The following is a 14,995-nucleotide window of genomic DNA, read 5'->3' as shown; positions in this document are numbered from 1 at the left end:
TCCGATGCGCTGCGCGACGCCGAGGGCCTGGCGCGCGCCATCCTCGACGGCTCGGAGGCGGCATTCGCGATCTGGCAGCAGCAGCGCGACCTGATCGCCAACCAGATCCTGGATACTACCGACGCGATCGCCGGCTTCGACTGGACGCTCGACGATATCGGCGAGCGGCATCGCCGCTTCAGCGCGGTGCTGAAGGCTGAGGTGCAGGCGCTGGCAGGCCAGCCCATGCCCGGCCGCCGCGCCTCGAAGCCCGAAACCTATCGGGCGCCGGCAAATCAGGACCGACCGCCGGTCGGCGCAAAGATTTCTCGCAACCGAACAGGAGCAAGGCCATGACTGTGCATGTGATAAATGACGGCTGGGTCGGCGTCGTCAGGGGCCGGCCAAAGGTGGGCGCCTTTGCCGAGCGCTCGCGGCGCACGCAGGCGCAGGATATCGACGCCTTCGCCGAGATGACCGGCGACCGTAACCCATTGCATTACGACAAGGCACTGGCCGAGGCGTCGGTGTTCGGCAAGCTCATCGTGCAGGGCGGCGTCACCTCCGGGATCCTGAACGCGGTGGTCGCAGAAGACCTCCCCGGCCCCGGTTCGGTGTTCCTCGAAGTGTCGTGGAAATTCGTCAAGGCGGTCGGCGTCGGCGAGCTGATCACCGGCCGCGTCGAGGTCAAGGAGGTGCGCGCCGACAAGCCGATCACGAAGCTGGAGACGTCGGTGCGCAACGAAGCCGGCGAGCTTTGCCTCACCGGCACCGCGACGGTTTTTACGGTGCCGCTCGCCAAGGGTTGAGGACTTCGCGTATCCGCTTACCTGCCCGCCGTCTCGGCGATGAAAGCGCGAACGTGGTCTATGAACTCCTCGAAGGCGGGTTCGCCTTCGAGCAGGATGTGGTTCTGGCTCTCGAGCTCGATGAAATGCGCGCCGGGAATGCCCGCGGCCATGGTGCGCCCGGATTCGACGGGAGCGACGTTGTCATCGCGCGCGTGCAGCACCAGCGTCGGCACCTTCACCTTTTCCAGCAAATCGCTGACGTCGATCACTGAAAAGGCGCTCTGCAGGCGCCAGGCATCGTCGGGCGAGACAGTACGCAGCATCAGATCGTCCATCCAAGCGAAATGCTCGTGGTGGCGCCGGGGATGAACATGGAGCAGAAGGCCTGGCGGAACATCGGGTTCGGCTTGCCCCAGCTCTCGCGCATCAGCGTCGCCACGGCCTCGCGCGTCGCGATCTCGCCGGCGTCGCCGCGTGCCCGCCAGCCTTTGACGTAACCGCCATAGAGGATCATGCCCGATACTTTCTCGGGATGGCGGATGGCATAGGCGATGGAAACCGCGCAGCTCTGCGACAAGCCGAGCAAGGTGAAGCGGTCGAGCCCTGTAGCCTCGACCACGCATTCGAGGTCAGACACCATGGTCTCGAACGAGATGTCGATGACATGGCGCTTCGACAAGCCGTTGCAGCGTTCGTCATATCGCACCAGCCGATTGTGGCGCGACAGTTCACGCATCCAGTGCCGCCAGATCGGGCTGTCCCAGTCGAAGGTGAGATGCGACATCCAGTGCGCGGCGCGCAGGATCACCGAGCCGCTGCCGGTGCTGGCATAGGCGAGCCTGGTGCCGTCGAGAGCCCGGCAGAATTGCACGGCGCGGCCGGGATCCTGCGGTAACGCAGCGGGTTTCGACGGCGGCGGCGGCGTGGGGGAGCAGACTGCGGCGCGCGGCCGGTTGCCTGAGCGGCAGCCGACCGAACCTTCTCCTCCAGCGCCTCGGTCTCGGCGGCGAGGCCGGCGTCGTCCGGCAGGAGGCGGCGCAAGCGCCGGGCGAAGGGCAGCGCCCGTCGCGGCTCATTGGCCAGACGCTCAACCAGCTCGCGCAGGATGCCAAGCTCGACGATCTCCACCTCGCTGGCGATGGCCTGTCGCCAGGCTTCATAGTCGAAGCAGCGCTCGAGCGAGAGGTCGGCGAGAAAGCCGCCGCGGATCGAGGCCAGGACGGCTTCAAGCTCGTCGGTCGGGTGTGACGAAAGGTCAGCCTTCACCAGCGGCGCCAGCTGCGCATAGTCCGTCGCGATGTTCAGCACGACGGACTATGCGGTCGGCGCTCAAAGCGGATTCGTCGGCGGCCAGCACCTGGCGGATCTTGGAGAGGCTCCAGCGCAAGGCGCCGCGCGGGTCGTCGGGAATGTCCCAGAATATCTCGCATAACCGCTCGCGCTGATGCTGCCTGGCGGTGACGGCGAGGTAGGCAAGCAGCGCCCGCGTCTTGCGCGACGGCCAGCCGCTTAACCTGCCGCCGTCGCGCGTTACCTGAAAATCGCCAAGCACGCGCAGCTCCAGCCTGTGCTGAGGGCCGTTCATGCGTTCACGCGCTTGTCGATCGCCATGGTCCTCTTCGGCCGAGGGCGCCGCTGCGAAGGGCAGCCAATAGCAAAAATGGCTAATTTAGGAAAGCTTGGCGGTTCGAGGCAGCAGCAGCTTCAATCGTGAGAGCCTGAGGCGCGCGAGGCGCCGCGCCGGGTTGTGAAAGGCTTCCAGGCCGGCCTCGACCAGGAAGGCCAGCGTCATCAACTCGATCAGGAATTCGTCCACCGCGTCGAAAGCGGCGCGTGAGCCGGCAGCGAGATGCTTGAGCAGAGCGCGAGCTTCCTCGACCGCGTCGGCGCTGCCGGTGTCGATCAACGCTTCGAGCCTGGTGAAGCAGTCCATGCCGATTTTCTCCGCCCCGCCAAGGCGACAGATCGACTTGGCGGCGGAGACATCCACATATGTTAAGCGAGCTGCTTTGGGGCCTGCTCACGCCTTGGATGGAACCGCCCTTGGCTTGATGACCGTTGCCAGCACGACACCGACGACGATGAAGGCCGCGCCGATCAGATCGTAATCATGCAGGCTCTCGCCGAGCAGCAGATAGGCGAGGATGGCGACGAACAGCGTCTGCAGATAGAGCAGCATGCTTGCCCGGCTGGCGCCCAGCGTCTCGACGCTTTTGTTGTAGAGATAATACATCAGCGCGCCGCCGGGGCCGGCCAGATAAGCGAGCGCGAGCAGGCCATTGCCGTTCAGGGCGGAGCGCTCGTCGTTGAATATCTCCCAGAGATGGAACGGCAGCGCCACCAGCGCGCCGGCGCCGAGCAGGAGGACCACCAACGGCAGAAGCTCGAGGCCGAATTTGGAGCGGCGCAGCAGCACCGTGTAGAGCGCCCAGCAGAAGGCGCTGCCGACGATCCACAATTCGCCGATGTTGAAGCGCAGTTGCACCAGCGCGCCGATATTGCCATGCGCGACGATGACCAGCATGCCGGCAAGTGCCGCAACCGCGCCGAGCGCTTTCCAGAGGCCGAGCGGTTCGCCCAGCACCAGGCGCGCCAGCACCATGGTCATGATAGGCGACATCGCCATGATGATGCCGGCCGTGGTCGCGTCGGTGTCGTTCAGTCCACGGTAGATCATGCCCTGGCAAAACGTCAGGCCGATCGCGCCGACGGCGACGATCTCAAGAGGCCGGGATTTGAGAAGCGCCAGCATGGCGCCGTGATGGCGGTGCACGATCGGCAACAGGATGGCAAAGGCGAGCAAGAGCCGCCAGAAGCACAACCCCCAGGGCGGCATTTCCGGCGCCACCCATTTGGCCGCGATATAGACGCCGGCCGAAAGCAGCCAGCACAAGACGGCGGTCGGATAGCCGCCTAGCGAGGGTATCGAGATCGCGGCAGATTGCTCCGCTGGATGCGCTATCGGTATCGCCTGCATCGCATGCCCCCGTTCGAGAACGTCAGCCCAGACGTAAGCGGCAGTCTACCTCATCCCGGGGTTGTCACATATGGCCGGCGATGGAGGACCACCGTCCAAAGATCAGTGCGATGTGTCACCGGCCGGATGCAGACGATCCCAGGCCGAGCCGACGCGGCCATTGAACTGCGTTGCGAAGCGTTCGGCCTCGATGTCTTCGAGGCCGTCGTCGACCAGAGCCTCGATGCTTCGCCGCAATAGAGCGAGCTGCATCTGCCGCGCATGACTCCGGTCGGTTTCGCGCATGATGGCCGTGACGTGATAGGCCACGACCGGCTGGCCGAGACAGGAGAGAAGCGCTCCCGACCCCGCCGTCGCCGCAGTGACTGCTTCCTCTATATTCATGCCGGCGCTCCTCATCAAAGATGCTGGGCGCCTCCCCGGCAGATGGCGGCGATGGCGCCGCTTCTGTTCTAGTTCCGGCGTCGCGAGACCATCGCTCGCGGCCAGACTCAAGTATCCTCCAGAACACTATTGAAGGCGACCGGATAGTTAATTGATGGTTAACGCGAACGGTCGCATCTTAGACGTTCGGCCTCGTCAAAACGCACCGGTCAGTGCCCGGGAATGTTGCGCTCGGCCGATGGCGCGAGGCTCTGCGAACCAGGTACCGAAACCGGCGCGCCGTGAAGCACCCAGTCGGCGGCGATCTGGCCGATGACCGGGGCGAGCTGGATGCCGTAGCCGCCGGCGCCGGCGGCGGTGATCAGCGTGGGCTCCGAGGCATCGATCGGCCCGACAAACGGGCGATGGTCGGCCGTCACCGGATAAAGGCCCGCCCAGCCCCGGCCGAGCCGCGCGCCAGGCAGGTCGGGCACACGTTCCAGAAGCAGCTCGGCCAGATCGACCTTCGACTGCTCCTCGCACTGGTCGTTGTAATTGTCGGGATCTTCCGGCGCGATCGACTTCACCTTGTGGATCTCGGCGATCAGCTCGCTTGGCTTTTCGTGGCGGAAATTGAGGCCGCTGCCTTCGCCGTTCACCAGGTCCATCACCATCGGCATGGTGTAACCGAGCGGCTCGTCGAGATGGATGACGACGGCCTCGTGGCGCTCTGGCCAGATGTGCAGGCGCTGGCCGAAAAGCGCTGCGACCTGCGGCGCCCAGGCGCCGCCCGCATTGATCACGACATCGCAATCCATCGGGCCATGACTGGTCTCCAGCGTATAGCCGCCCGACCGCCGTTCTACGCCAAGCAGCTTGCGGTACTGGCGGATCTCGCCGCCCTTGGCGCGCACGATGCCGGCCAGGAAATTGCACATTTCGTACGGATCGAGGAAGCCGTTGTCGGGTCCGAACAACCCGCCTTCGAGTCCGTCGGGATTGATGTGCGGCACGAGGTCCCGGAGCTCGTTGGCGCGGATCAGGCGCGACCTTAAGCCCGCCTCGCCCTGGATCTCGACCGATCTCGCGAACAGCGCCATCTGCGCTTGCGTGCGCGCCAGCCGCAGATAGCCGATATGGTTGAAGCGAAGCCCCTCGCCCTCCCATTGGCGGAACCGGCGCAGCGAATGGACGCGCAGCATGATCTCGAACGGATCGGTCAGCTGCGATCCGACGACGCCGACGGACCGGCCGCTCGACCCCGACGCGATCGACTGCGCTTCGAGCACCGTGACGCGCGCGCCCTGCTCGACGAGGTTAAGCGCCGTGCACATGCCCAGCGTGCCCGCGCCGATCACCACGACATGAGGAGAAGCTGTCATCTGCGGCCTGCTTTCACGACTGCGCGGCGATGTCGCCCAGGGTCTCGTCGATCGCTTGAAGGATGGCGCCGGCTTCCGCCTCGGTCATCGGCGTCGACAAGGCGAACAGGCCGTAGCTGGCGGAGAGCACGCCACGGTCGAGCAGGCCCTTGTGGAAGGCGTCGGACTTCGCGCGCTCGGCCTGGCCCGGATAGACGGACCGGTAATCCGTGACGGGGTGCGAGGTGAAATGAACCTTGAACAGCGAGCCGAGGCCGACACATTGGCCGGCAAGACCGTGCTTTTCGAACGAGGCGGTGATCCCGTCGCGCAGGAACGCGCCGAGACGATCGAGATGGGCGAAGCTCTCCTTCGTCAGCGCCCGCATCGAGGCAAGGCCGGCGCGCATCGTCACCGGATTGGCGGTGAAGGTGCCGCCATGCGGAAGTGCCGGCTTACCGGCGGTTGGATCGAACACCGCCATGATGTCGGCGCGCCCGCCGACCGCGCCGACCGGAAAACCGCCGCCGATGATTTTTCCGAGCGCCGTCAGGTCGGGCTCGATGCCCCACAAGCCTTGCGCGCCGGACCATCCCAGGCGAAACGAGATGACCTCGTCGAAGATGACCAGCGCGCCCGCCGCATGGGCGATCTCGACCATGGCCTGAAGGTAATCCCGGCGCGCCGGAATGAGGCCGGCGCGGTTGGGCATCGGGTCGATCAGCACGGCCGCGATGCCGTCGCCCTCGGCGGCAAAGACGGCGCGCAAGGCCTCGGTGTCGTTGAAGGGCACGGCGATCACGTCGTCCAGCACGCCGCGCGGCGTGCCCTTGGCGTAGGCCGTCGACCTCGGCAGGTCACCCCAATTGGCCGGCGAGGAATCCAGGCTCACTTCGGCGAAATCATAGGAGCCGTGATAGGCGCCCTCGATCTTGACGATCTTCGGCCGCAAGGTGAAGGCGCGCGCGCCCTTGATCGCCATCATCACGCCCTCCGTGCCGGAGTTGGTGAAGCGGACCTGATCGACCGAGGGCAGCCGCTCAACCAGGAGCTCGGCAAGCTCGATCTCGCTCAGCGTCGGGGCGCCGAAGGCGGTGCCAAGCGGCAGCTGCCCGGCCACGGCCGCGGTGACGTCGGGATGGGCATAGCCATGGATCATCGCGGTGAAATTGTTGATGCAGTCGTAATAGACATTGCCGTCGACATCCCAGACCCTGCAGCCCTCCCCGCGTTCGGCATAGATCGGGAACGGGTCGATAAAGACCGTGGTGCGCGTGTTGCCGCCCGGCATCACCTTCCTGGCGCGCTCGAACAGGGCTTTCGATCCGGGCATGGCGTCGGGATAATGCGGCATGGCTCTCCAAGGCGACTTAGAAGGCTGAAACGGCGACGCAATGGCCGCTCGTCACGAAGCTACGGTTCGTTTGCGCGCCGGCGCAATCGGCCAGGCCGGGCATGCGAGGCGACCAGCGCGTGAATGCGAAGACATGATCTCGCTTTGAGCGTCCGACGCTGGTCAACGGCCGTCGACAAGTTCCACATCGGAACGACCAGGCTCGACATCTAGTCCATTTGGATGATGCTACGTACGTCGGAAGACGTATCCGGTATAAAATGGCGAAGCAATTCTAAACAAGGCAATTTTTTCACGGTTGTTTATTCACTTCAACTTGAGGCAGACTGTTACAAGGAAAAATCTCAATCTACGCACGCGCAGTCACTTTGGCGTGTTTCTTGAGCACCGCGAGGAGTGCCTAGCAAACAGAGGACCCTGGCCAGTGACACTCACACATGGATCTTACGAGGAGTTCGACACGCGCCCGGCATGGGTTCGCTTCAGCGTGCGCCACTGGAGGTGGAGCGCCGTTCCGGTATGCATCCTCCTCCTGGCGGCGATATCTCCCGCAGACAACGGCGCCGAAATGCAGCAGCAGATCGTTGCGGCGCGGAGTGAACTGGCGTCGACAAAGGCCCAGTTGGACCTAAGCCAGCACGCCGAGCGTACGGCGAGCGCGCAGGCAAAGGTGTTGGCCGGCACTTCCGCGGAGCAAGCAAAAGCCTTGAATGAGGCGAACCAGAGCAACGAGGCCCTCAAACTCGATCTGGAGGCGGCGCAGCGCGTCATCGAAGGCCTGAAAGCACAAGCCATTTCCTCGAACGAAGCACGCAACGCCATGGAAGCATCCCTGGCCGAGGCGAACCAATCGCTCGCCGATGAGCGGCACAAGGTGGAGCAATCCGAGCAAGAACTCGCCATGGCCCGCCAGGCCGCCGACGCCGAAAAGAAACGCGCAGATTTGGCCGTGGCCGAGCGAGCCACCGACCTCCAGCTGGCGGTCGCTGCCGCAAAGCATGCCAACGAAGCATTGGACCTGGAACGTGCCCGCGCGGTTTCGGCCGCAAGCGATCTCGACGGTACCCGTCGGGAAAGAGACGTGGCAAAGCAGGCATCCGCCGACTTGAGCGCAGCATTGGAGCAAGCGCGTCAAAAACTGATCGATATGTCCGTTGCCCTTACCGCTGCGCGAAAGGCGATCGACCTGGTCAACGCGCAAGGTGCGCGTCGCACAGCACAAATAGAGCGCGCACCCAGCACGCGTTCCACCGCAGTTTCCCTTACCGGCCAGGATGGCAAACTTGTCGGTCAAACAGGCTTGCAGGGCAAAAGCAAAGCGAAGATGGCAGGATCACCGAAACGGGATCTGGCGGCGACGACGATTAGGCTCCCCGACGCCTTGCTGCCGCTCCCACCTCAATGACCATCGCCAGGAACACAATTGGGTTAACACGAACGCATGCCGCAGGAGGGTCCCGAAATGGGCAAATACGTGGCAGTCGCCATGATGATCGCAGTCGCTACCGGACCGGCGGCGGCCCTTGATATCGGTGGTGGCGGCAAGATCGGCGGCGTTGGCGTTGGCGCTGGAGTGGGCGCCGGATCGCAAGGTGTTTCCGCAGGGGTGGGGGCAAGTGTCGGTGGTGCGGGCGGCGCAAGTGTTGGCGCGTCAGCGGGCACAGGAGGCGTGAGCGTTGGTGCGTCAGTGAGCGCAGGTGGGACGAGTGTCGGCGCGTCCGCGAACGCTGACACAGGGTCAGTCGGCGCGGGCGTTTCGGTTGGCAGTGCTTCTCCAGGCGGCGTAAGCGCAGGCGTTTCGACAGGGACCGCCACGTCAGGCACCACGGACGCCGCGCCCCCCGACGACCCCGCCGTTTTCTTTGCCAAAAGCGCAAAAACCGCGGTCAGCCTGCCATCCGTCCTCAAGCCTTCCCGTACAGGTGGCGGCGGGCGGTTTGCGACGGGCTATCCCTTTGCGCCCCTGCTGAAAGCGATGCCGGGCACGCCGACCAATGTCGTGAGCGCGTGCCGTGCGGCGATCGTAGCGGCCGCGAGGCCCCTTGGCGCTGTGCGCGTATACGCGGTCAGCGCCGGTCCGATGCGCCAACGCAAAGCCGGTCAGGCGGCGCCGATCGAGGTGCGGATAAATTATGCGCTCCCAGGTGGCATCCAGGTGCGGCAAGCGAAAGTCATCTGTCACCTCGATGCGACGAGAAAGGTGATCGCGGTAACGTAGCAACCGGCCGTCAATGGCCTGGAACACCGGTGGAGTTGCCCGCTTTACCGAGATCGTCCACAGGGCCTGCTACTTGGCACCGCTACCGGCAACGTCATTCGCCACTGTCCGGTTCGGGTGCCTGAGATGGGTCGGCGTGATGCCGGTCTGCTGGCGGAAGACGCGGCTGAAATGGCCGGCATTGGGGAAGCCGCAGCGATAGGCGATCTCGCCGATGGCGAGGTCGCTGCCTTCCAGCAGCGATTTGGCGTAGTGCACCCGCAGCGCCAGGTAGGCGGCCATCGGGCCGATGCCGAGCTCGGCGCCGAACAGGCGCTCGAGCTGGCGGCGCGAGCAGTTCATCCTGGCGGCGATCTCGGCGACCGAGAGTGTCTCCTGCAAATTGCTTTCCATCAGGAGCAGCGCCCGCTTCACCGCGCGGCTCGCGGCGGCCGGAAAAAGGTCGCCGACCGGCTGCACGTCGCGGCTGGAGCGGATGCGGTCGAGCACCAGGATCTTGGCCGCCTTCTCCGCCGCCTTCTGGCCGATGAACTGCGAGACGAAATAGCCGGCGAGGTCGGCGGCGCCGGTGCCGCCGGCGCAGGTGGCGCGGCCCCTGTCGACGGAATAGAGGCTGTCTGCATGCGCGCTCACATCGGGGAACTCGGCGCGGAAATCCTTGATGTGGAACCAGCTGACGGCGGCGCTGTAGCCGTCGAGCAACCCGTAGCGCGCCAAAACGAAGCTGCCGGTGCAGAGCGCGGTGAGCGGCACGCCTTTCTCGGCGGCGCGCATCAGGAACGCCTCCTTTTCCGAACTCAGCCCGCGGCTGGTGTCGAGCAGGCCGCCGACCACCACGACATTGTCGAAATCCTCCGGATTGCCGATCGCCTTGGTCGGCAGCAATTCAACGCCGCAGCTGGCGCGGATCGGCAGGCCGCGCTCGCCGACGATCTCCCAGTCGAACTCGACCCGGCGGCTGCGGTCGCCCTCGTCGCCGGCGAGCCTCAGCGTGTCGATGAACAGCGACAGCGGCGAGAGCGTGAAATCGCGCACCAGGAGAAATGCGAACTTTTTAGCCATCTGCTTCCGGGATCGTCCATCGTTCGGCCGCAGCTTATGCGGAAATCCTTGCGGCGAGCCCTCTGAATACGACGCGCATGAGGTCGCAACACCACTCTGGCGCGAGGCAGCGGTCTAGCGCCGCTCGGCGGCGCGGCTCAGCAAGGTGACAACGAAGCGCCCCAGGACGATCCCTGCGACGCCCGCCGCCGCCTTGAGCAGGCCATCGACAAAACGCGCGTGCCGGCCAGGGTCGAACAGCTGCAGGACCTCGAGAACGCCGGCCACCGCGCAAACGAACAGCACGGTCTGCGTCACGCGGGACGGGAACCCGAGCGCCAGGGCCACCCCCAGCAGGACGTAGGCCAAGGCGCGCTCGATGTTGGGGTCGCTCAAGCGTGGCCGCAGTTCGATGGGCGACAGCGTCGCAAAGGTGATGAGAGCCAGCAGGGCGAGCGCGGCGAGACGGGAAATGGAGGTCATGCCCGCTCTTACAGGCCGCAGGCCGCGATAACAATATTGCCGGCGCCCGGCCGCGGCTTGGTCCGCCCACACCGGCGGCGCCATGCCTTCCCGGCGATGCCATCAAACCGGGACGGCATCAGCGCCCTTGCCCGGCAGCGGGCGTCCGAAATCCTTCCCGCCGTTCAGCGATGCCCGATACGCCATCGGCGACTTGCCGCTGACGCGTTTGAAGGCGTTGCTGAAGGCGCTTTCGGACGTATAGCCGAGCGTGCGGGCGACGACGGCCACGGGCGTCCGCTCCTCGCGCAAGGCGCGCTCGGCAAGGCGCATGCGCCATTCGGTCAGATAGGCCAGCGGCGCGACGCCGGCGACCGTCCTGAAATGGACGGCGAACGAGGTGCGCGACATGGCGCAGGCTTTCGCCAGTTCCTCCAGATGCCAGGCGCGGGCCGGATCGCCATGCATCAGGCGCAGTGCCGGCGCGATGCGCGGCTCGGCCAGCGCCTTGAGCCAGCCGGCGGGCATCAGGCTCGCTCTGTCGAGATGCGAGCGCAGGATCTCGATGAAGAGCAGTTGCGTCAGCTGCGCCGAGGCGAGCTCAGCGCCGGGCTGGCCGGCGTCCCTTTCCTCGATCAGCCGGTCGAGCAGCCAGCGGAAGATGGCCGCCTGGGGCGACGCCGCGCGCGTGTGGATCCATGGCGGCAACAAATCCGCCAGCAGCCCGCCGCGCGCCGGATCGAGCAGGACATGGCCGCCGATATGGGCGAATTCCGAGCCGTCGCCGAGCGTCGCCAGCGTGCGGCCGGCGCCGGTGAACAGGCTCATCGCGTCGACCGGTGGAACGCCAGGGTCGCTGGCGAGCACGAAGCTGCGCCGCGCCGCCAGCAGCCCGACATCGCCGGTTTCGAACCGGAAGGGTTCTGGCTCACCTTCGAGGGTGACCCAGCAGCTGCCCTTCACCACGGCGAAGAACTTGATCTTGTCGCGGCCGGGGAAGCTGATCGCCCACGGGCCGCCGGCGGTGAAGCCGCCCGTCACGACCGCCTCGGCATTGGTGAGCGTGAGAACATCGGAGAAGGGATCGACCGTCATTTCCGTACTCTCGCGCAGGAAACGCGGATTTTCAAGCATTCACAGTACAGAAGCGCCGTCCTACCTACCCCCCTATCGAACGCCACGCGATCGCATGCGGCGCTCCCTTCTGAACCTTCGAGGCATGATATGACCGACAAACTCGTCCTGGTGACCGGCGGCACCGGCTTCATCGCGCAACACTGCATGCTGGCGCTGCTGAACGCGGACTACCGCGTGCGCACGACCATCCGCTCGCCAGGGCGGGAAGCGGAGGTGCGCGCGCATCTCAAGGTCGGCGGCGTCGATGCGGGCGACCGCCTCTCCTTCGTCATCGCCGATCTCACCGACGACCGAGGATGGGCGGAAGCGGCGGCCGGATACGCCTATGTGATGCATGGCGCCTCGCCGACGCCTTCCGGCGACCAGACCCGCGAGGAGGATTGGATCGAACCCGCCGTCAACGGCAATTTTCGCGTGCTCAGGGCCGCGCGCGACGCCGGCGTCAAGCGCGTGGTGCTGACATCGGCCTTCGGCGCGATCGGCGTCGGCCACAAGCCGGATCACCGGAGGCCCTTCGACGAAACCGACTGGAGCGACCTGACCGGCAATGTCGCGCCCTACCAGAAATCGAAGACGCTTTCCGAGCGCGCCGCCTGGGATTTCGTGGCGCGTGAAGGCAACGGGCTGGAGCTGGCGGCGATTAATCCGGTCGCCGTCTACGGGCCGGTGCTGGGCGCCGACTATTCGCACTCGATCAGGCTGATCGCCAACATGCTGGAGGGCCAGCCGGGATGCCTCAATGTCAGTTCCTGCTGCGTCGACGTGCGCGACGTGGCGGACCTGCATCTGCGCGCCATGACCGATCCGGCCGCCAAGGGCGAACGCTTCCTCGCAACCGTGGGCGAAAGCATGTGGATGGTCGAGATCGCTGAACTGCTGCGGCAGCGGCTGGGCAAGGCCGCCGAAAAAGTGTCGACGCAGGTGTGGCCCGACGAGCAGGTGCGCATCGCCGCCGAAACCAACGCGCAGCTCAAGGGCGTGGTGCCGCTGCTCCACTACGACATGAGCGCGACGGGCAGGAAGGCCGAGCGCCTGCTGGGCTGGACGCCCCGCTCGCGCGAGGAGGCGATCATATCCTGCGCCGAGAGCCTGATCCGGCTTGGCCTGCTGCGCGGCTGAGCTTCCTTGAACGGCGCGCTGGGCCGGTGCATGTTGCCCCCGCGCGCTTTCGGCGAACCGCCTGGAGCCGCGATCCTCGGACGAAACCAGCGGAGCCATCGGGCGATGACGACCATCCATCAATTCGCCGTGTCGGAGGGGCAGGAATGGGTGCTGCCGGTCGATGACGACGCTTACGAGGAATTCTTCAGCCTCGATGGACGCTCGCTCAAGGGCTGGAAGCCGCCGGTGATGCGGCGCGCCGAGGAAGGCGAGCGCCTCTATTCCGATTTCCCCTGGCTCGGCGAGCACGCGCCGCTGTTGCGTCGGCCGGCCGTCGAGGCGCTGGCGGCGGCGTTGCGGCCCTATGGCGAGCTTGTCGCGCTGCGTGGCGAGGAGGTCTGGCTGTTCAACGTCACCCATGTGATCGACGCGCTGGACGAGGCGCGCTCGCGCATCGTGCGGTTCGACGGCGGCGACATATTGGCGATCGAGCGCTACGCCTTCGACGCGGAGAAGATCGGGAGCGCGGAAGTGTTCAAGCTGCCGATGCGGGCCCTCCCGGTCTTCGTCAATGACGTGTTCGTCGAGCGGGTGCGCAAGGCCGGGTTGCGCAATGTGTCGTTCGAGCCGGTATGGACATCCGGAACGGCGGTCGATTGAGGCGAATAACAGTTTTGCGGTTTGTGGCGGAGACGGCCAAGCACCAACGCCGGCGCCGCCCCTCATCCGCCCTTCGGGCACCTTCTCCCCGTATAGTGACGGGGAGAAGGAATGCCTGGCCCGGCCTCTGGGCGCATCTGGAGCATGGCTCTGGCCCAACCCGCACATGCACGAACGGGATGGCCATTATAACCAGACGCTTTATAACGGTCGCTGACAAAGCGATCACCAAGGGGAGACGATGCGTTACATACGTCCGCTTTCAATAGAAGATGCCGTTGGCGAGCTCGCCAAGGCGGTAGGACCGGCCGCCATCCTGGCCGGAGGCAGCGACTTGCTGGTGAGGATGAAGGGCGGCTTCATCGAGCCTGAGCTGATCGTCGACATCAAGCGCATAGGCGGCCTGGCCGACATCACGGAAACGGCTGACGGATTCCGCATCGGCGCCGCGGTGCCCTGCGCGGTGCTGGGCGAGAACAAGGCGGTGCGCAAGGCGTGGCCGGGCGTGGTCGAGGCCGCAAACCTGATCGGCTCCAAGCAGGTGCAGGGCCGCTGCACCATCACCGGCAATCTGTGCAACGCCTCGCCCGCCGCCGACAGCGTGCCGGCGCTGGTGGCGGCCGGCGCCAAGGCGGTGGTCGCCGGGCCTTCGGGCAAGCGCACCATTGCCGTCGAGACCGTGCCAACGGGACCGGGCCGCACCTCCTTGGCCAAGGGCGAGATCATCGAGGCGATCCTGCTCGACAAGCGTCCCGAGCATGCCGGCGATGCCTATCTGCGCTTCATTCCGCGCACCGAAATGGACATCGCGGTGGTGAGCGCCGGCGTGAACCTGACGCTGGACGATCACGGCGCGATCAAGACGGCGCGCGTGGCGCTGGGCGCTGCGGCACCCACCGTGCTTCTGGTCGAGGAAGCGGGCCAGGTGCTGGTCGGCTCGAAGCTCGACGAGGCAACGCTGGAGCGACTGGCGAAGATCTGTTCCGGCGCCTGCCGGCCGATCGACGACAAGCGCGGCACCATCGAATTCAGACGGAAAGTGGCGGGCGTGCTGGCAAGGCGCGTCGCGGCAATCGCCTACAAGCGTGCGGGAGGCAAATAATGGCTGGTGTAGCTGTATCAACCACGATCAACGGCGATGCCGTCGAATATCTCTGCCAGCCCGACGAGACGCTGCTGGAAGTGCTGCGCGACCGGCTCGGCCTGACCGGCGCCAAGGAAGGCTGCGGCACCGGCGACTGCGGCGCCTGCAGCGTCATCGTCGACGGCCGCCTGGTCTGCTCCTGCCTGGTGCTGGGCGCGGAAGCCGAAGGCCGCAAGGTCGAAACCATCGAAGGCATGGCGCATGGCGACCAGCTGCATCCCCTGCAGCAGAAGTTCCTGGAGCATGCGGCCCTGCAATGCGGCGTCTGCACGCCGGGCTTCCTGATCGCGGCCAAGGACCTGCTGGAGAAGAACCCCTCGCCCACCGAGGAGGAAATCCGCTTTGGGCTGGCCGGCAACCTGTGCCGCTGCACCGGCTATGACAAGATCGTGCGCGCCGTCCAGGAT

General features: G+C 65.8%; 19 protein-coding genes and 1 pseudogene. 8 read left to right on the top strand and 12 right to left on the bottom strand.

Annotated elements, in window-relative coordinates; all coding sequences use genetic code 11:
- Both EOA23_RS35750 and EOA23_RS22185 read left to right on the top strand, forming a co-directional pair.
- A pseudogene (locus EOA23_RS35750) lies at positions 1-336 on the top strand (hypothetical protein); the annotation flags it as partial.
- Positions 333-788, top strand: a complete 456-nt coding sequence (locus EOA23_RS22185) for a MaoC family dehydratase (RefSeq protein WP_042639681.1) — start codon at positions 333-335, stop codon at positions 786-788. The pseudogene EOA23_RS35750 and the gene EOA23_RS22185, both read left to right, overlap by 4 nt.
- Positions 789-805: 17 nt before the next feature.
- On the opposite strand, the gene EOA23_RS36545 is transcribed toward EOA23_RS22185, so the two are convergent.
- The 9 genes from EOA23_RS36545 to EOA23_RS22145 form a co-directional block, all read right to left on the bottom strand.
- Positions 806-1,093, bottom strand: a complete 288-nt coding sequence (locus EOA23_RS36545) for an alpha/beta hydrolase (protein ID WP_245474301.1) — start codon at positions 1,091-1,093, stop codon at positions 806-808.
- The gene (locus EOA23_RS36540; RefSeq protein WP_245474300.1) at positions 1,093-1,641 is read right to left on the bottom strand and encodes an alpha/beta hydrolase; all 549 of its coding nucleotides are present in this window, start codon (positions 1,639-1,641) and stop codon (positions 1,093-1,095) included. The genes EOA23_RS36545 and EOA23_RS36540 overlap by 1 nt, the downstream gene beginning before the upstream one ends.
- Positions 1,575-2,078 carry a hypothetical protein gene (locus tag EOA23_RS22175; RefSeq protein ID WP_127305712.1) on the bottom strand — a complete coding sequence of 168 codons (504 nt, stop codon included), beginning with the start codon at positions 2,076-2,078 and terminating at the stop codon, positions 1,575-1,577. The genes EOA23_RS36540 and EOA23_RS22175 overlap by 67 nt, the downstream gene beginning before the upstream one ends.
- Positions 2,026-2,355, bottom strand: a complete 330-nt coding sequence (locus tag EOA23_RS22170) for a hypothetical protein (protein WP_127305711.1) — start codon at positions 2,353-2,355, stop codon at positions 2,026-2,028. The genes EOA23_RS22175 and EOA23_RS22170 overlap by 53 nt, the downstream gene beginning before the upstream one ends.
- 84 nt (positions 2,356-2,439) lie before the next feature.
- The gene (locus EOA23_RS22165) at positions 2,440-2,703 is read right to left on the bottom strand and encodes a hypothetical protein (protein WP_127305710.1); all 264 of its coding nucleotides are present in this window, start codon (positions 2,701-2,703) and stop codon (positions 2,440-2,442) included.
- Between the two features lie 87 nt (positions 2,704-2,790).
- On the bottom strand, positions 2,791-3,747 hold the full coding sequence (locus EOA23_RS22160; RefSeq protein ID WP_127305709.1) for an EamA family transporter: 957 nt from the start codon (positions 3,745-3,747) through the stop codon (positions 2,791-2,793).
- A 102-nt stretch (positions 3,748-3,849) separates the two neighbouring features.
- Positions 3,850-4,131 (bottom strand): hypothetical protein, encoded by a 282-nt coding sequence (locus tag EOA23_RS22155; RefSeq protein WP_245474298.1) that lies wholly within the window; start codon positions 4,129-4,131, stop codon positions 3,850-3,852.
- 209 nt (positions 4,132-4,340) lie between these two features.
- A complete protein-coding gene (locus tag EOA23_RS22150; protein ID WP_127305707.1) occupies positions 4,341-5,492 on the bottom strand; it encodes an FAD-binding oxidoreductase in 1,152 nt (383 codons plus the stop codon).
- Positions 5,493-5,505: 13 nt separating this feature from the next.
- Entirely contained in the window at positions 5,506-6,825 is a 1,320-nt protein-coding gene (locus tag EOA23_RS22145; protein ID WP_127305706.1) for an aspartate aminotransferase family protein, read from the bottom strand.
- Between the two features lie 568 nt (positions 6,826-7,393).
- On the opposite strand from EOA23_RS22145, the gene EOA23_RS22140 reads away from it, so the two are divergent.
- On the top strand, positions 7,394-8,230 hold the full coding sequence (locus tag EOA23_RS22140; RefSeq protein ID WP_127305705.1) for a hypothetical protein: 837 nt from the start codon (positions 7,394-7,396) through the stop codon (positions 8,228-8,230).
- 57 nt (positions 8,231-8,287) lie between these two features.
- The gene (locus EOA23_RS22135) at positions 8,288-9,043 is read left to right on the top strand and encodes a hypothetical protein (RefSeq protein ID WP_127305704.1); all 756 of its coding nucleotides are present in this window, start codon (positions 8,288-8,290) and stop codon (positions 9,041-9,043) included.
- A gap of 69 nt (positions 9,044-9,112) precedes the next feature.
- Here the strand turns inward: EOA23_RS22135 and EOA23_RS22130 are convergent, their stop codons facing one another.
- The 3 genes from EOA23_RS22130 to EOA23_RS22120 form a co-directional block, all read right to left on the bottom strand.
- Positions 9,113-10,105: a GlxA family transcriptional regulator gene (locus EOA23_RS22130; protein WP_127305703.1), complete on the bottom strand. Its 993-nt coding sequence runs from the start codon at positions 10,103-10,105 to the stop codon at positions 9,113-9,115.
- A 114-nt stretch (positions 10,106-10,219) separates the two neighbouring features.
- Entirely contained in the window at positions 10,220-10,567 is a 348-nt protein-coding gene (locus EOA23_RS22125; protein ID WP_127305702.1) for a VanZ family protein, read from the bottom strand.
- Between the two features lie 102 nt (positions 10,568-10,669).
- A complete protein-coding gene (locus EOA23_RS22120; protein ID WP_189341666.1) occupies positions 10,670-11,641 on the bottom strand; it encodes an AraC family transcriptional regulator in 972 nt (323 codons plus the stop codon).
- A gap of 129 nt (positions 11,642-11,770) precedes the next feature.
- On the opposite strand from EOA23_RS22120, the gene EOA23_RS22115 reads away from it, so the two are divergent.
- From EOA23_RS22115 to EOA23_RS22100, 4 genes are all read left to right on the top strand, one after another.
- Positions 11,771-12,802 carry an aldehyde reductase gene (locus EOA23_RS22115; RefSeq protein ID WP_127305700.1) on the top strand — a complete coding sequence of 344 codons (1,032 nt, stop codon included), beginning with the start codon at positions 11,771-11,773 and terminating at the stop codon, positions 12,800-12,802.
- Between the two features lie 105 nt (positions 12,803-12,907).
- Positions 12,908-13,444, top strand: a complete 537-nt coding sequence (locus EOA23_RS22110) for a DUF1629 domain-containing protein (RefSeq protein WP_127305699.1) — start codon at positions 12,908-12,910, stop codon at positions 13,442-13,444.
- Positions 13,445-13,685: 241 nt separating this feature from the next.
- Positions 13,686-14,546 carry a xanthine dehydrogenase family protein subunit M gene (locus tag EOA23_RS22105; protein WP_127305698.1) on the top strand — a complete coding sequence of 287 codons (861 nt, stop codon included), beginning with the start codon at positions 13,686-13,688 and terminating at the stop codon, positions 14,544-14,546.
- Positions 14,546-14,995, top strand: a 450-nt coding sequence (locus EOA23_RS22100; RefSeq protein ID WP_145966455.1) for a (2Fe-2S)-binding protein, incomplete at its 3' end; no start/stop codon positions are given. The genes EOA23_RS22105 and EOA23_RS22100, both read left to right, overlap by 1 nt.

The sequence above is a fragment of the Mesorhizobium sp. M2A.F.Ca.ET.042.01.1.1 genome (genome assembly GCF_003997405.1).
Lineage (GTDB): Bacteria > Pseudomonadota > Alphaproteobacteria > Rhizobiales > Rhizobiaceae > Mesorhizobium.
This window is presented reverse-complemented; position numbering and strand designations above follow the sequence as displayed.

What these genes read in the sequence shown, in the direction of transcription:
- EOA23_RS22185 (WP_042639681.1), top strand. Translation starts at nt 333, where the DNA reads ATGACTGTGCATGTGATAAATGACGGCTGGGTCGGCGTCGTCAGGGGC.
- EOA23_RS36545 (WP_245474301.1), bottom strand. Translation starts at nt 1,093, where the DNA reads ATGCTGCGTACTGTCTCGCCCGACGATGCCTGGCGCCTGCAGAGCGCC.
- EOA23_RS22170 (WP_127305711.1), bottom strand. Translation starts at nt 2,355, where the DNA reads ATGAACGGCCCTCAGCACAGGCTGGAGCTGCGCGTGCTTGGCGATTTT.
- EOA23_RS22165 (WP_127305710.1), bottom strand. Translation starts at nt 2,703, where the DNA reads ATGGACTGCTTCACCAGGCTCGAAGCGTTGATCGACACCGGCAGCGCC.
- EOA23_RS22160 (WP_127305709.1), bottom strand. Translation starts at nt 3,747, where the DNA reads ATGCAGGCGATACCGATAGCGCATCCAGCGGAGCAATCTGCCGCGATC.
- EOA23_RS22155 (WP_245474298.1), bottom strand. Translation starts at nt 4,131, where the DNA reads ATGAATATAGAGGAAGCAGTCACTGCGGCGACGGCGGGGTCGGGAGCG.
- EOA23_RS22150 (WP_127305707.1), bottom strand. Translation starts at nt 5,492, where the DNA reads ATGACAGCTTCTCCTCATGTCGTGGTGATCGGCGCGGGCACGCTGGGC.
- EOA23_RS22145 (WP_127305706.1), bottom strand. Translation starts at nt 6,825, where the DNA reads ATGCCGCATTATCCCGACGCCATGCCCGGATCGAAAGCCCTGTTCGAG.
- EOA23_RS22140 (WP_127305705.1), top strand. Translation starts at nt 7,394, where the DNA reads ATGCAGCAGCAGATCGTTGCGGCGCGGAGTGAACTGGCGTCGACAAAG.
- EOA23_RS22135 (WP_127305704.1), top strand. Translation starts at nt 8,288, where the DNA reads ATGGGCAAATACGTGGCAGTCGCCATGATGATCGCAGTCGCTACCGGA.
- EOA23_RS22130 (WP_127305703.1), bottom strand. Translation starts at nt 10,105, where the DNA reads ATGGCTAAAAAGTTCGCATTTCTCCTGGTGCGCGATTTCACGCTCTCG.
- EOA23_RS22125 (WP_127305702.1), bottom strand. Translation starts at nt 10,567, where the DNA reads ATGACCTCCATTTCCCGTCTCGCCGCGCTCGCCCTGCTGGCTCTCATC.
- EOA23_RS22120 (WP_189341666.1), bottom strand. Translation starts at nt 11,641, where the DNA reads ATGACGGTCGATCCCTTCTCCGATGTTCTCACGCTCACCAATGCCGAG.
- EOA23_RS22115 (WP_127305700.1), top strand. Translation starts at nt 11,771, where the DNA reads ATGACCGACAAACTCGTCCTGGTGACCGGCGGCACCGGCTTCATCGCG.
- EOA23_RS22110 (WP_127305699.1), top strand. Translation starts at nt 12,908, where the DNA reads ATGACGACCATCCATCAATTCGCCGTGTCGGAGGGGCAGGAATGGGTG.
- EOA23_RS22105 (WP_127305698.1), top strand. Translation starts at nt 13,686, where the DNA reads ATGCGTTACATACGTCCGCTTTCAATAGAAGATGCCGTTGGCGAGCTC.